Origin of the sequence: Gracilimonas sp. (assembly GCF_017641085.1) — a bacterium.
In the GTDB taxonomy this organism is placed as follows: Bacteria; Bacteroidota; Rhodothermia; order Balneolales; family Balneolaceae; genus Gracilimonas.
This window is the reverse complement of the sequence record NZ_JAEPPI010000003.1, coordinates 71221-85534: the sequence shown is the minus strand read 5'-3', so window position 1 is coordinate 85534 and position 14314 is coordinate 71221. Positions and strand designations below refer to the sequence as shown.

Annotated in this window: 11 protein-coding genes, 1 tRNA gene and 1 pseudogene; 6 read left to right on the top strand and 7 right to left on the bottom strand. The window is 39.2% G+C overall.

Annotation, left to right across the window (positions count from 1 at the left end; genetic code table 11):
• Positions 1-76: 76 nt before the first annotated feature.
• Positions 77-508 (top strand): hypothetical protein, encoded by a 432-nt coding sequence (locus JJ941_RS11390; RefSeq protein ID WP_290965220.1) that lies wholly within the window; start codon positions 77-79, stop codon positions 506-508.
• 126 nt (positions 509-634) lie between these two features.
• Positions 635-1291 carry a response regulator transcription factor gene (locus JJ941_RS11385; protein WP_290965217.1) on the top strand — a complete coding sequence of 219 codons (657 nt, stop codon included), beginning with the start codon at positions 635-637 and terminating at the stop codon, positions 1289-1291.
• 269 nt (positions 1292-1560) lie between these two features.
• Here JJ941_RS11385 and JJ941_RS11380 read toward each other — a convergent pair whose 3' ends face one another.
• Complete coding sequence (locus JJ941_RS11380; RefSeq protein ID WP_290965215.1) at positions 1561-2187, bottom strand: TM2 domain-containing protein; 627 nt, start codon at positions 2185-2187, stop codon at positions 1561-1563.
• A gap of 107 nt (positions 2188-2294) precedes the next feature.
• Positions 2295-2368 (bottom strand) — tRNA-Met (locus JJ941_RS11375).
• 344 nt (positions 2369-2712) lie between these two features.
• Here JJ941_RS11375 and JJ941_RS11370 point away from each other — a divergent pair.
• The 4 genes from JJ941_RS11370 (at position 2713) to JJ941_RS11355 (ending at position 7228) form a co-directional block, all read left to right on the top strand.
• Complete coding sequence (locus JJ941_RS11370) at positions 2713-4005, top strand: hypothetical protein (RefSeq protein ID WP_290965213.1); 1293 nt, start codon at positions 2713-2715, stop codon at positions 4003-4005.
• A gap of 131 nt (positions 4006-4136) precedes the next feature.
• Positions 4137-4391, top strand: coding sequence for a hypothetical protein (locus JJ941_RS11365; protein ID WP_290965211.1), 255 nt, complete (start codon positions 4137-4139; stop codon positions 4389-4391).
• A 16-nt stretch (positions 4392-4407) separates the two neighbouring features.
• Positions 4408-4845, top strand: coding sequence for a hypothetical protein (locus JJ941_RS11360; protein WP_290965209.1), 438 nt, complete (start codon positions 4408-4410; stop codon positions 4843-4845).
• Between the two features lie 55 nt (positions 4846-4900).
• Positions 4901-7228, top strand: coding sequence for a hypothetical protein (locus JJ941_RS11355; protein ID WP_290965206.1), 2328 nt, complete (start codon positions 4901-4903; stop codon positions 7226-7228).
• Positions 7229-7939: 711 nt separating this feature from the next.
• Here JJ941_RS11355 and JJ941_RS11350 read toward each other — a convergent pair.
• The 5 genes and pseudogenes from JJ941_RS11350 to JJ941_RS11325 all read right to left on the bottom strand — a co-directional run bounded on the left by JJ941_RS11350 (position 7940) and on the right by JJ941_RS11325 (position 14312).
• A pseudogene (locus JJ941_RS11350) lies at positions 7940-8243 on the bottom strand (helix-turn-helix domain-containing protein).
• Positions 8244-8430: 187 nt separating this feature from the next.
• Positions 8431-8877 carry a BsuPI-related putative proteinase inhibitor gene (locus JJ941_RS11340; RefSeq protein ID WP_290965201.1) on the bottom strand — a complete coding sequence of 149 codons (447 nt, stop codon included), beginning with the start codon at positions 8875-8877 and terminating at the stop codon, positions 8431-8433.
• An 813-nt stretch (positions 8878-9690) separates the two neighbouring features.
• On the bottom strand, positions 9691-10530 hold the full coding sequence (locus tag JJ941_RS11335) for a nucleotidyl transferase AbiEii/AbiGii toxin family protein (RefSeq protein ID WP_290965198.1): 840 nt from the start codon (positions 10528-10530) through the stop codon (positions 9691-9693).
• Entirely contained in the window at positions 10502-11503 is a 1002-nt protein-coding gene (locus JJ941_RS11330; protein WP_290965196.1) for a type IV toxin-antitoxin system AbiEi family antitoxin, read from the bottom strand. Before JJ941_RS11330 ends, JJ941_RS11335 begins: the two co-directional genes overlap by 29 nt.
• A 313-nt stretch (positions 11504-11816) precedes the next feature.
• Complete coding sequence (locus tag JJ941_RS11325) at positions 11817-14312, bottom strand: S8 family peptidase (RefSeq protein ID WP_290965194.1); 2496 nt, start codon at positions 14310-14312, stop codon at positions 11817-11819.
• Positions 14313-14314 lie beyond the last annotated feature (2 nt).

Sequence of the window (14314 nt, the reverse complement as noted above, 5' to 3'; positions counted from 1 at the left end):
GATGAATCGTAAGTGAAAAACTTTTGGTTTATGAGGCGCTGAAAATACACATAATGTAAACGAATCGCTTACTCCAATGTCATATGAACTGATTTTTTTGATTAACACCTTTTCCTCCTTCTTTATGGCGGGACTCATCTGGACGGTTCAATTGGTTCACTACCCATCTTTTCATTTTGTGGGAACCGATAATTTCCCGGCCTTTCAACATCATCATGTACACAGCATCGACAAGATTGTGATCCCGGTTATGGTAGCTGAAATCACCTCCTCCTTTGGCCTTGCCTGGATCGATGGCTGGTTGTCACTGAACGCGGTCGGCTTCTATATCGTAGTCCTGATCTGGGCAGCTACCGGACTATTTTCCGTTCCGGCTCATTCAGAACTCGAAAAAAGCAAAGATGATAGCGCCATCAAAAAGCTGGTTTCCACCAATTGGATTCGAACGGTACTGTGGACAGTGAAATCCGGTATCAACAGCTGGATATTATGGAACTTGATTAAATGAAGGATAAATAGGCCAACAAAACCCGCCTAAAAATTTTAATTGGCGAACTTCCCTCATTTTTACCTACATTATCTGTCCTTTCTCCGCGTGGGTCGGAGAAAAAACCATTCTGCCTGGGGAGGTAAAATGTCTAAAATTGATACAATTGTTGCGGACGGCAACGAAATTTTCAGGTATGGACTGAGCTCCATTTTGCGAGATCACGGTGCATTTAATATTTGCAGCGAGATTGACAATGGCGCTCTTGTGCTTACTGCTTTCGAGAGCGTGAAGCCCCAATTATGTATCCTTTCTTTTTCCATGCCTGAGATGGAAGGCATTATCATCGCCCGGAAGATTATCTCAAAAAACCCGGATGCCAACATCCTGCTGCTTGCCGACGACACCGATCAAAAGACCCTCAACGAATTTTTGGATTCCGGTGCCTTTGGCCTGATTCATAAATCGGCCCATCACCTTGAACTGATAGATGCAGCAGAGAAAGTCTCGGAAGGCGAACGTTTTCTTGGTAAACAATTCTCCCGAATGATGACCGAGGAGTACATCCGCTTGGCCAAGAAAAAGAAACGTCCAGGCGATCCTATTAAATCCATTACCAATCGCGAACGGGAGATATTGGGACTTCTCACGGAAGGACTCACCAGCACCGAAATTGCATCCAAGCTTTACATCAGTCCCCGCACCGTTGAAAAGCACCGGACAAATTTACTGAAGAAATTAAAGCTGAAAAATACAGCCGCTTTGGTCCGCTTTGCGATGGAGAATGAACAAGCACTTTTATAGTACATTGAATAGTCAATAGTGAACACTCAACATTGAAATCAGAATTGATCACCTAACTTCAAGATTCAATGTTCTTTAATCAATGTTCAATGTTCGGCACGTACGTGTTTCTACGTAGAAAAATTACGTAAATCCCTCCATTGACGGGTTTCCTGCTTAAATGTATGTTTATAGTGCAAATGGGGTAATAGCCGTCTGTAGATGATATTAGCTGACGACCATTGATTTGGCGTCAGCTTTTTTTGTGTCTGAATTTTCCTGAAATGCTGTTATTCTCCTGCCAGTTGCTTCAATTTGGCAGATCGCAGTTCATTATACATATTCTGCTCCTCCACCATTTTTGATAGAGCAAACAGATCATAAAGTGCGCCAAAGCCCATCAACCCTCCGGTAAGCAGCCACCCGATACCGGTTCCGGTTCGCCCCAGGTAAAAACGGTGGAAGCCAAGGATGCCGAAAAACCCAACCAGCCAAAACAGGTACGCTTTCCGCTTTGATTTTTTGGGATAGGCAAGCACTTCGGTGTTTTCCAGCTTTTTGAGCTTTCTTTTCCCACCTACCTTAATGATAAAATCTTCGTAGCTGGAAAGCAGCCGTTTGGCAAGGCGTTTTATCCTGGGAGAAGCTTCTTTTTCGATTTCCATCTCCCCGTCGATGATATCGTACTCAAACACGAATTCATCAATCAGCTTATCGATTGAGATCTGATCTTTCAGGTAGGCTTCCACTTTACGGGATAGATTTCGAATGGAATCATGAACAGAAACAGCAAGGTTACTTGCCTTATATTCCTCTTCCTGCTTAAGCTCATACATCAGCTCGGCATACTTTGCCTCGGCTTTCCCCAACGCCTTTTCAGCCAGCAGCGCCATTTCGTATTGTTCAGATTTTTTCATCCCGGGAGTTATATAGTTAATAAGAAAGTCTAATATGAAGATTCACAATCTTATTAGAAAATAAAAAAGCCTGACTCGCTTACGAATCAGGCTTGATTTATTTTTTGTACCGTGGGACGGAATTGAACCGTCGACCTCACGATTATGAGTCGTGCGCTCTAACCATCTGAGCTACCACGGCATAAGTTTAAATCACTTTATTTCAGTGACTTACAGCAGATTTCAATTTTCGCAATTAGAACGTAAATCGTACTAATTCACCCCTTTTTGACCAAGTTTTGGTAACTACCTGGTAACTCCGAGGTAACGAATTGCACTGCTCATTATGTTAAAGAACGGTTTCGTTCTGCTGTTTTTAAAAACAGACTTAAATATAAGGTTTTACTTACTACTTCGTCAAAGTTCTTTTCCACTTTTCTTAGGTTTTGCCTATCATCCCCGACTTTTTTTCAACCCCAGTAAATTCAGGGTTTTTGGTAACTATCTGGTAACTATTCCCCCTTTTTTACCCAATAATTTCAATGAATGAGCAAAAAACAGTCTAAAAAACCTGAGCAGGCCGGACTACATGAGAAAAGACTCGCTGATCTTCTCAAATTTCTGAGCAATAACGAGACCACTATTAAATCGGAGGGCATCACCTACACTTCCAAACGAGGCGACGGCTATAACCACATAAAGGACGCTATACAACAAGTCACTGGTATGAGTGAGAAAGCTTACTATGCATACTTTGAGGGTATGGAGTTGGGGAACAAATTTTCAGAGATGCGAAAGGTGTATGATACCGTGGGCAAGGTTATACATACTATTCGACCTTATATGACTTACGACGGTTCAGTTGACTCCCAAAAAAACTGTCTATTACAATCAAGATACGACATGTACAATCCTGATAAGGATAATGATACACTACACTACCTAAACGAATTCTATGACCCTTTTTATAATTCTGTTCTGAAAAGCATATCAATGTTTGAAAACAACCCAATTAAGTTTCTTAGTTCTATACAGGAGAGTGAAACACCATTCTATTCATATATTCAACTTTTGATTGATGAGCTTAAGGATAATGTCTCTGATGAAACTTTGAAAAGTTACAATACTATCATTAAGAAATTTATTTTAAAGTACAATGCTTGTTTATCCTCTGAAATAAAGAATGGGTTTTTTAGTGATTATAAATGGTTGTCAATACCGACCAATCCGGAAATTGCCAAGGAATTTTTCTATTTAAAAGTTTCTTCAGAAGATCATCAAGCCACTGATTTATTTATCAATCCTTCAAGATATATAGATGTCCTGGCTAATAGATATGAATACATGTGGATGTTATACTTGCAAAAAATTGACTTCAAATTATGGCCGGAAATAGCTAAAGGACTTCTTCCGGTTATAGCCATTGAACAAGGTCTTATGTCTTTATATATCGAAATAATGATATTTCAATGTATTGAAAATACACGATTTCAGATAACATCAGCTAGCGATGACACAAGACCTAAACATGTACATACTGAATTTACACTTAATCAACTTTGTAAGTTATTAGCCGAATATCAATTCTTCGATATCGAACAAGATTTTATCTCAAATGAGTTTAATTTACTTCGCAGACCATTAAACATTCACCCAGTATATGATGTTGCCAAGTTAGGGGAAAGCGAACATATACTAAGTACTGCTCTTCTAAAATATATGTGGGAAATCTACTACAGGAAAATCACCTACGACCTATACATCAAAGAGAACCCTGCATATAATACACCTGTACCTAGAGTTCGTACAGAAAGCCTCATCAATCTTAATTCTAAGTAAAGTTCCAACTCCGCTAATGAAATAATCTCTCCAGCGGAAAATTCATTTCGATTTATCCAGAAGTTTGGTACAGCGATCAACGTGATTCTATTCACTTGGTCGCTCCAAACTTTAATTAAATATGAAATCAAATGAGACTAAACGATTACCTAACATCAGGCGAAGCAGCCGAATACCTTTCCCAACAACTCAAACAGGAAGTTAACTACTACGACCTGGATAACCTCCTTCGGGCAAAATCCATCCCCGTTCCGGAAAAGATCGGAGGACGAAGACTTTGGTCTCATCAAGATTTACAAAACGCGGCTAAAGCATTACGTATTCGTCGAGCTAAAAGACCTCAATTAACCCAGGAACGTTCACTCATCAACTTGGGAGAGTATTAAGATGAAAAATAATACCATGAGTGATGACGAGATTTGCAAAAAGATACTAAGCTCATATGTTTTTGTATGGCCTCTCCACGCCTCTATAGTTGATCAAAGGTATGTTTCTCTTGATGCAACTCTATTGGTAAAAAGAATCGAAGATGTTAAGAGTCTAAAGAACGAATCAGATGCTGAACTGCTCGTTCGACATATAGAAAGGTTCATAACCGATAGTCCACCTGAGTTAGCTCCTATTACTCGTCTTCGGGTAGCAAGCCAAATAAACACAGACATTACCATTTTAATTGGCGAAGAAGAAGCAAAAAGAATCTTTGATATAAGCGACTCAAATCTGGCTTTACTTAGGAAATTGCATGGCATTGCATACATCAAAACAAAGCGTGGATTTCAATATAGTTGGAGAGACCTTCAGGAAATCAGCCAGAAAATAAAAGCCTCGTCTGAACTCTAATCTCAAGGGAGTCTTCAACTATGGCTCCCATTTTTTTAAACATTTTCAAAAAACTATGGAAAAAGAATATCCAGTAACCACTGAATCCCATCACTCTACCGACTTAAAAGATGCCATTTACTACCTCCCGGCTCAATTTGATCAAACCATTCTTTGCAAAGCACTCAAGGCTGTATATGACGAAGAAGGAAAAGATCTGGCCAGGGAGTGGCTCTTTAAGACCAAAAATAATCTTCCAAAGAACTTCGATGAATTTTGGGAGGAATCAAATCTAACCCCCTACCAACTACAGTTTCCCGATAAATATTTAAACGATTCGATCTACAGCACTGCCAAAGAAACCGGGTGGATTCCGAAAGCGCTCCGAAAAGGCAAGCAAAGCAAGAAACCACCTTCAAAACGCAAGCTACAAGCCGTTGGTGAGAATTTACAGGCTTCGGAAAAACTGCATGAACAACTTACTCAGATCAAAGAGGACCAGTTAGTAGAGAAGGAAAAGTCATACATCTCTCCCTGTATCAGGAACATGGATGGAGCCTGCTATGTGCATCCATTCATGTATAAGAAAGATATTCCCGATGACCGTGAGGAGTATCTGAAATTACTAATCAAGATTGTGGACTGTGAAGTGATTGTACAGGAAGCTATCGAACATATGATCGATCAACCCGGACAAACTGAGGACGATAAAGAAGTGCGTTACCGACTCCGGCTTACCAATCGACTTGATAAAGACGTCATCACTATTGCCACCTTTGAGGAGCTTACAACCAAAACACGGTTCTCCAGTTTTCTCGTGTCCAAGGGTTTCGTGAAGTTTATTGGAAACAATGATGTGTTTGATCGTTTCCATGAGTTTCTGATCAATGATCAGGAGTACCCAACGGTGAAGATGATCACCAGCTGGGGCGAGTATAAACCCGGAGAATTTCTTTTCGAAAACGGACTCTTTGATGTTAACAAGCAACGGTTTTATCCAGCCAATGAAGAAAACAGAATTCAGAAAGGCAGGCAGTTATTGGTTTGTCCGACCGGAAGCGAATTGGTACAACCTCCTATCATTTCAATGCCAACGGATGACGTTGCCTCCGCTCGTTTTCTGGCTGAAAAATTCATGATGTGGGAATCTTTTAACGGAAAACTTAACGTGAGAGCTACATTGGGTTATGCTATTGCTTGTTTATTTAGTCGTGATATCAAAGAACAGGACGGAGCCTTTCCACTGATGTTCAAATTTGGGGAACGTGGTACCGGGAAAAGCTCCAGTATGGACTGGTTCATGTCATTGTTTGGCTACCGCAATGGAAACCGTCAGTCCGTGTCCAAGCAAAATACCATCAAGGGACTGATCCGAAACATGACGCTCCCTACCTCCTTTCCCTTCTTTCTGGATGATTACCGTAATCATGAGACCAACAGTCAGGTTCCGGATTTAACCAGTCCGATCTTGAACTGGTATCACCGCATTGGAACCTCGATGGCTAAGAAGAGCACGGATAATCAAACCATTGACACCCGGATGAAAGCTTGTGTAGTCATGACCGGAAACGATAAACCCACCGATCCGGCGGTGTTATCCCGACTCATTGTGCTCAATTATTCCAAATTTTTGAAACGAAATGAGTTGGATATGATACCTAATGTCGTGCGCTCAACCCCCAGATTCTCTGAATTCACCGCTTTGGTGCTCAAAGATTACGAAAATGTGCGCGGTTTCTTCATGGACTTCCTCAATGGCAACAAAAAAGCCCTCGCCGATCAGGGGTTCCAGGGACGAACTGTGAACAACTGGAGCTATGTGATGGCCGGTATTCAATGTGTACCCTACATTCTCCCCGACCTACAACATTGGTCGAATGAATTCGGAGCCCTTAAAACTGAAATTTATGAAGCCATTCATAAGGAAGAGGCACTACAAAAAGAATCCAATCCCCTGCATGAGTTTTTTGATACACTGGAGCATTACGCTACCCAAAAAGTAGATCCTAACTCTGAGTTCAACCGGCGATTCTTTGTACTTGATCACCGGCACTTTCGCTACAAACCTTTTGAGGCTTTCACTGATTCCAATGGGAAAGTGTATCAGGGAGAAGTTCTGTATCTGCATCCAAAACGAATTTGGTATTCGCTTCAGGATGCGAAGTCAGATGTTACCCGCCAAACAAATCTCAACACCTTAGAAGCCAAACTGCAAAACAGCAGCTACTTTTTGAATAACAGCGTGCAGGTCTTCCTAACCAAATCCATTGATGAGCCGAAAGAAAGTAATCTGCGCTGTTATGTGCTTCGTGTGGACCAGCTCAACGAGAAAGGAATGCTTCAGGAGCTCATCGCCAAGGCCAAGGAATACGAACAACAACGAGCCGGAAGATTAAGCGCTTAAAAGTTTAAACAAATTCATGCCTTTTTCTGCTAAACTGCTAAGATTGACCCAAAATCCATTCATACACTCATTAAATCCTCATTTCTTTACAAATAACTAACTGCTAAGGTCTGCTAACAGGTGCTAAGAGACGCTAAAATTTCTAGCACACTTTAGCAGTTCTTAGCATTTTCTTTAAATCTTTGCTAAAGCTTATATCCCTTCTTTTATATAAACGAGCCTATCTTTTAAAAAACTTAGCAGTGTTTAGCAGCTTAGCATAGGTTTTTCTTTCTTTTTTTTGAAGGAAATATCGCCTAGATGATGACCACCCAATCATTATTTACTGATTCCCTAAAATAAATCACCCTAATTAGGCCACATTTAGGCTAATAATTTTCGTTAATTACTGATTTTTTGGAGCGTTTCTACCTTAAATGACCACCAATGAGGATATAAGGTATAGCCAATTTCGTTAATTAACGATTACTGCTTTTACTTCGAAAGAATTGAGGAATAGTTGAAATAATTCGTGATTCGCGAATTGCAAATCGCTGTTTGTTGCAATTACAAAGCCCTTTTGGAGAATAGTTTAAAAGAATTGGGCTATTTTGTTTGTGAGTAGACTTATTTTGGAATAAATGAGCTGTCAGGAATGCTGTTTTATTCCGGTTTACTCATATAACTCCACAGAATTATTTGGGGGTATTACTTTGAACCCTTATTTCTCATTTAGCCCTTCTTCTTGGACATTAGTTCTATATCCTGAAGTTTTCTTCCAAAAATATCATCACTTGCCAGTTGAAGAATATCTTTATCCAGGCTAAGTGCTATCAAGACCTGATAATAATTTCCCATAGCAACACCGGGATCACCTTTCTCAATACGCCATAAAGTTGATTTAGCGATATTGGCCCGTTCCGATACTTGCTCCATAGCTGAGTTTACGACGGAGACGAGCCAGCTTAAACTGTTCACCAACCTGCTTTAGCGCACGCTCATATTTTGGTAGCAGAATAGGTCGTTTATTTTTCATAGTTATTCATATTTGAAACGATTATATGCAATTTAGTTTCAAATATTGAACATTACTAGTCACGAATAGTTTAAAGGAATTGAGCTATTTCGTAAATAGGTAGATTATTTTAGAATAAATGAGATATCAGGAATGCTGTTTTATTCCAGTTTACTCATATAACTCCTTAGAATTCCAGATCAGTAACCTACTCAACTTCAAAAGTAGTTGAAACCGTGTCGCTGTCTTCAGTTAACAGAAAAGCTTCTAAGGTATAAATCCCGGACTCAAGGTATTCATAGTCCCCACCATTGCTCAAATCAATTTTGAACGTTTTGCTCTCTCCTGGGGCTAATTCAAAGCTAGTTACTACAGTCAAACATGCATATGCATACTGACTGTTGAAAAGCACTTCATCACCTTTCTTCACTTTAAATCCATGTTGGCAGCTTGATGGGAATCCATACTCTACTTTTTTATTGGTCACATTCGTGAAGATGAAATCTGCTTCGATATGCTGCATAACTTCTATGTTGTCAGCAGTCACTTTAAGCTTCATGGCATCATTAGTTCCGCTTCCTGCACTAAGAAATGGCAACTCATCACAGGATGAAAAGAAAAACAAAATCGAAAATAGTAGCACTAATGATCGCATGACGTATTCCTCTAAGACTTTTGCCTGATATTATTTAAGAAAACTACATAAAAATTAAATAACAACCGCCCTTATTAAACCTTTCTGCGTTTTTCTTAAATAAATGGGAGTTAGTAACGAAAAAAGTAAGCTATTATTTAATTTTCGGGGTTTAGTGAGCCCTTTAATTTAATTATCGGGTTTTAAGAGGGCCATAGTTTACAAACTCAGAGATTCTAACATCTGCTTTTCATATAATCGACCATATATACGTTTTTCATAAAAATGGCTTTTTATATACGATTTTCAGAAATCATATGTGTTTTTCATTGGAATTCACTTCTTGATAATTAAAAACCTAATGATCCAAATATTTTAGATTTTGGAATAAAGCATGGCCCCTCTCGAAAATAGAAAAACCGTCTTTCAGCTAGATTAAAGCTTTTTCTTTAGCAAGGCCCCTAGCTTGGCCCCAACATGGCCCTTTGCACTACTACTCAGGTTCCCCAGTAGCTTCCCCACTTACTTCCACACCAGCTTGCCCGGTAGGTTGCTCGGTAACTTGTTCGTTTTCTCAGTTATTCTCCATTCAGGTACTGAAAAAAGCCACCATTTGTAGAAAACTATGCTCTCCCTAACCGTTATTAAAAAATTCACTCAGATATAAACGTTTTTGACAAAAAAGCCCCAATTCTAAACGTTTTTTATGATTTCTAACTGTTTTGAAGAAAATAAAGGTGGGTGTAATACAATATGTTCACTAATTACTAATGTTCACGATTCGTGAACAAGATAAAAAAGTGAACAACCTATAGGTTTGTCGAATGGATTAAACTATTCTTCCTCAATTTCCTCTTTTATAAGAGTAAACCAACCTTCAACTTTTTCTAAGGTCAAATCATCATTTACCATAGCTTCCGCCATATTTTTTTGGACCCGATCCTCAAGAGATAAAATGTTTAATACCCGATCTTTCAGTGTTTTATTTTCACTCAATATTTCACTGATTTCACGACCTATTACCCTAACTCCAATTTCAATCAGATCTGAATCTTCATCAAATAGATCATGATGCTCTTCCCAGATCATCTCCTTTTCAACTTCAAAATAATTTATAATGATTTGAGCAATGTCTTGGGGATCTTGGGTCCGCTTTTCAGGACGATCATCATATGCAATCAATTTTAATAATAGGATGGCTGGAAGCGTTGCCACCTTAAACTCCAGATTATCACCTTCGTCTTTAACTTGGATCGTTGCTTTCTTGAATATCTCTTCAAAGCCGTTCACAAAAATTGGTCTATCCCAGCTCTCATCAGGTATAACGGCCTCATCTATACTGATTTCACCAAATGGAATGATATCGATAGTAAAAGTAAATGGTGTCTGGAGACGAAAAGGAACATCTTTTATTTCATTGAACCCATGATTGTTAATGAGCTCTTCTAAAACCTCGTCATATTTCTCCTTTTCTGATATATAAACAGCAAAATCAACATCACGTGTAGCCCGAGACTCAATTTGTTCTTTAGCATACCAGGTATCCCTTGCGATAGCTCCAAGCAGATAGAAATCTACTTCACTTTGTATGAACACTTTTTCTACTACTTGTAGCAGCTCTTTTAGCTGATCTTGCCGCAGATCTTCAAGCTTTATCTGTAGGGGCTTCCGCATAAATTTCTTCAGCTATTTTGATATTTCTTGGGTCACCGGTAACCATTAAATCAGTATAAACAACAATGCGAGGAGCTATATTTGGAAGCCCATTCTCTACCGTCCAGTAAGGTTCCCTGATTTCAACTTTACCATTTTCATCGGGAACTAGCTTAAACTTTTTCATGAGCTCAGCCCGATTCTTTTGGGTATAGAGTGTGTACTCCATAGGTTTGAGGTCATTCGTTAAGAGATCAGCTGCCGGTTCACCTCCCCACATATCATGATCATCTAGTGGTAATTCCTTCCAGTTCTGCTCAACATCTTTATTCATGAATGTATATCGACCTTTTTGAATACGAGGTTTGAGTTCATCCGCAAAGGCTGTAATCCATTGATCTAAAAGCTTATCTCTGTTTTTTAGCTTAATTACGTCTTTATTTTTGGCATATATAAATTCATGGTCTTTCAGCCCATCCAAGACATGCTTAATGTTTCCCAGTGCGACATCCGCTGCCTCAGCTATTTCCCGATACGTTTTATTTAGCCAAGTTTCATCATGAAGAAAGAGGAAAACCACTTTTAATCCGGTTTTGGTAAAAGCCCGGTTTTTCTTTTGCTGAATGGGAGTTGTGGTATGACGATCAATCCATATAAGCGTTTCCGCTTCTTCTAAATGAATGTTTCCGGCCACATCTATCCAATCAATCCCCGCCTCATTCAAGAGCATCTTTATGTTAGGATATAGTCTTTCAGCCACCAACATTATGGGACCTATTTTATCCTGTAGCTCTTTCAATTGGGGAATATGGTGTTTACGAATCTCCTTTTTGATCTCCGCATTTCGGACAATGGCTTTCTTTCTATGTGGGTTGAATGTTACTTTGGCATCAACTCTGAAATTATTATCAGGGACGTAGGTCTCCCATTCCGTCTCATGACCGATCTCTGCTGGAAGATTCGCAAGTGCTTTTTCGAGGATAGCTTGATTCATTTGTTCACTTTTTTATCTTGTTCACGAATCGTGAACACTCATAATTAATGAACAAATTCAATGAATAGCAACTTAGAAGAACTCTAATATTCACCTAATTACTTATCCTAAATAAACGTTTTGCAAATACACTTATAAGTAATAGGTAACCGAATAATCCAAATATCAGTTAGAAATTGGAATAAAGCATGGCCCCTCTCGAAATTATAAAAACCGGCCTTCCAGCAACATTAAGGCTTATTTCTGTAGCATGGCCCCCAGCTTGGCCCCTGTTTCATTTCTGGATGAACCGGTAATACCGCAATTTCATACCCTACGTTTCAATATCAACACTTATGAGATTTTGAACAGGAGTATACAAATCAACACCAATATCTTGATTTGGTGCATCAATACTCACAATCAAGCTGTAACGAACTGATTCACCATATCTTTCCAGTTTTTTCCGTGTTTTCCACCATCCTCCGACAGGGAACACCGCAATTTTGTTCTTTGTGGCAAGTTCCGGCCCTGTAGTCATTAACCAATCCCTATGAATCGAACCTTTATCTCTTACATCAGGACCAAGTTTCCAATCTTCTGAACCATCAGATTCGTAATCATCATCTCTCGCTAATTTATTTACTCTTGCTGCAAACTCTTCATCAGTTTCGTTTGGCCTGCACATTTTGAATCGTAGCCCAACTGATTGATAAGAATAACTCTGGCTATATTCTTTTTTTCCTGGATTTGGCTCAATGAAGTAAGAAAGGGTGACATTAACACGAATCTCTTCATCGAATAAGCTATTCAAAGCTTCTACTGGCCAAGGTAATTCATATAAATGATATTGATTAATTTTTGGGTCATTTGATCCCTCTCTAATATAAGGCTGAATAGTCCTTTCCGATATTAATGTCAGGCGATCACTTGCACTATATCGTGCTCTTGCTAAATCTGGTACACCATAGCCATATGTTCGAATCAACTTTCTTTTTTCTGCAACGTTATTAAGACCATTCCCTCTTTTCATGACATCATTCCATTCAGCCGAATGGATAATTAAACCACGAATGGTTTCTGGCCAATAATCACGGTATTCAGAATATAGCTCCGCAGCAAACTTTGAAGCTAGAGCAGTTGCAGCACTTGTTGCATGATTGTCAGAAAATGGATGCCGCTGAAAATCAGCTCCAACCGAGAGCAATTTCAATGAATCTGGTTCTATCAATCCTTGTGGACCTATCCCTAGATTACCTCCTTCAAAGACCACATCTGGTTTGTTTGCCCATTTTTTATCTAATTGAACGCCGGTTGTACTAAATGGAGAAAGGCTACCTCTGGTTGCAAGCGGAAAACTGTCCGGGTATTTTTCAGGATTTATTTGACCCTTTTCTGTATAAGCTGCAATAGTTAAAGCATTAAATGCCTGGGAAGGGTCATTGACAAGAGTTTGCTCATTCTTAGCAGGATAGTCTCGATAGTTATCAAGCCATGCATTTCCTGCAGAAACTAAAAAAAGCGACTTCTCATTTGGTTCTTCCACATCGCCATAAACTATTTGATCAACTGCAGATGACCAAGATGAAGGCTCTCCCTCATGATCATGATCACTGGAAGAAACGGCCATACAATAAACTCGATTATTATCTGGATTTAGTACGACCGGTTGATTTGCCGCTTCAATAGTTATCGCTCCATATAACTTCTCATCGTTAGGATCATCCGGATTAATGATTTTAACAGATTCCAGTTTGTGGAAAAGCTGTATCTGCTCATCACCAGTTAAATGTTCCGTAAGGTCACCATATAGTACATTCCCAGCCATTTGAGTCCCATGTCCTCTTCGATAAGAGTCCGCATCATCCCAATCAGGTTTTATTTTATGCATATCGCGATCTGAAAGAAAAGGAGAGAGAAGTGGATGCCCGCGATTTACCCCGCTATCTAATACACATACAAAAACACTTTCTTCAATTGTATGATCTTCTATTCGATTCTGTAAATTCTCAAGCCAATCATCTGAGTCTTCCAGTTCTTCTCTTAAAAAAAACTCAGATGTTTCCTTTGGCTTTCTTAGCTCAGATAATTTATCACTATAAAGCAAAGAGCGAGAAAGTTGATCGGGGGTACCTTTCGCTAAGATTATGATATGCTCTGGAAAAAGAATTCTTCTATTACCTACATCAGCACCAACTTCTTGCAAAAGCTCCCTGACATGCTCGTCCTCTTTTTCATCCGAATTAATCTCATCCCTTCTTAGCCAAATTTCCCACCATTCATTTTCCCCTTCCTCTGAAAAAGCATCGGTCGGTTCGGTCCAAAAACATTCAAGTGTAGCAGCCCTGATAGATGCTATGTTTGCAAGAAGAGGTTGGTTCCTTGGGTTACCTTTTTTAGTATCTTTTTCGGGATCAAGAAATTGTTCAATTTTATCTAAAAATTTTGAAACGCCTTTTTTATTGATGTAGATACCAATCTTTTGGACTTCTTTGACTTCCCCCTCTATTAACCTTTTTTCAACCCTGCTGTAGCTCAGCTTGTAATAACCATGTCCATTGTCAAAACTGTCTGTTTTAAAGTGATAGCCGGGTTCTGATTCAAACTCAAGATAAATTATATCTTCATTGAATAGATCTTCATTTTCTTCTTTAGCTCGGTTCTCAAATTCATTTACAGCACTTGAAAACTGTCTTTTTACAGAAGCTCCATGTGATCTTCTTATTCTTTGAACAACCTCAAACTTGGAGCCACCACCCCTTGGGTTTTCAAAATTCCCCGATTTAAAAAAACGATCAAATTTTAGATGTGGATACTGTTCATCAGCCATGC

Bases quoted from the DNA above. Each gene is read 5' to 3' on its own strand.
- JJ941_RS11385 (WP_290965217.1), top strand. From the start codon at position 635: ATGTCTAAAATTGATACAATTGTTGCGGACGGCAACGAAATTTTCAGG.
- JJ941_RS11335 (WP_290965198.1), bottom strand. From the start codon at position 10,530: ATGCGGAAGCCCCTACAGATAAAGCTTGAAGATCTGCGGCAAGATCAG.
- JJ941_RS11340 (WP_290965201.1), bottom strand. From the start codon at position 8,877: ATGCGATCATTAGTGCTACTATTTTCGATTTTGTTTTTCTTTTCATCC.
- JJ941_RS11325 (WP_290965194.1), bottom strand. From the start codon at position 14,312: ATGGCTGATGAACAGTATCCACATCTAAAATTTGATCGTTTTTTTAAA.
- JJ941_RS11365 (WP_290965211.1), top strand. From the start codon at position 4,137: ATGAGACTAAACGATTACCTAACATCAGGCGAAGCAGCCGAATACCTT.
- JJ941_RS11360 (WP_290965209.1), top strand. From the start codon at position 4,408: ATGAGTGATGACGAGATTTGCAAAAAGATACTAAGCTCATATGTTTTT.
- JJ941_RS11390 (WP_290965220.1), top strand. From the start codon at position 77: ATGTCATATGAACTGATTTTTTTGATTAACACCTTTTCCTCCTTCTTT.
- JJ941_RS11370 (WP_290965213.1), top strand. From the start codon at position 2,713: ATGAGCAAAAAACAGTCTAAAAAACCTGAGCAGGCCGGACTACATGAG.
- JJ941_RS11355 (WP_290965206.1), top strand. From the start codon at position 4,901: ATGGAAAAAGAATATCCAGTAACCACTGAATCCCATCACTCTACCGAC.
- JJ941_RS11330 (WP_290965196.1), bottom strand. From the start codon at position 11,503: ATGAATCAAGCTATCCTCGAAAAAGCACTTGCGAATCTTCCAGCAGAG.
- JJ941_RS11380 (WP_290965215.1), bottom strand. From the start codon at position 2,187: ATGAAAAAATCTGAACAATACGAAATGGCGCTGCTGGCTGAAAAGGCG.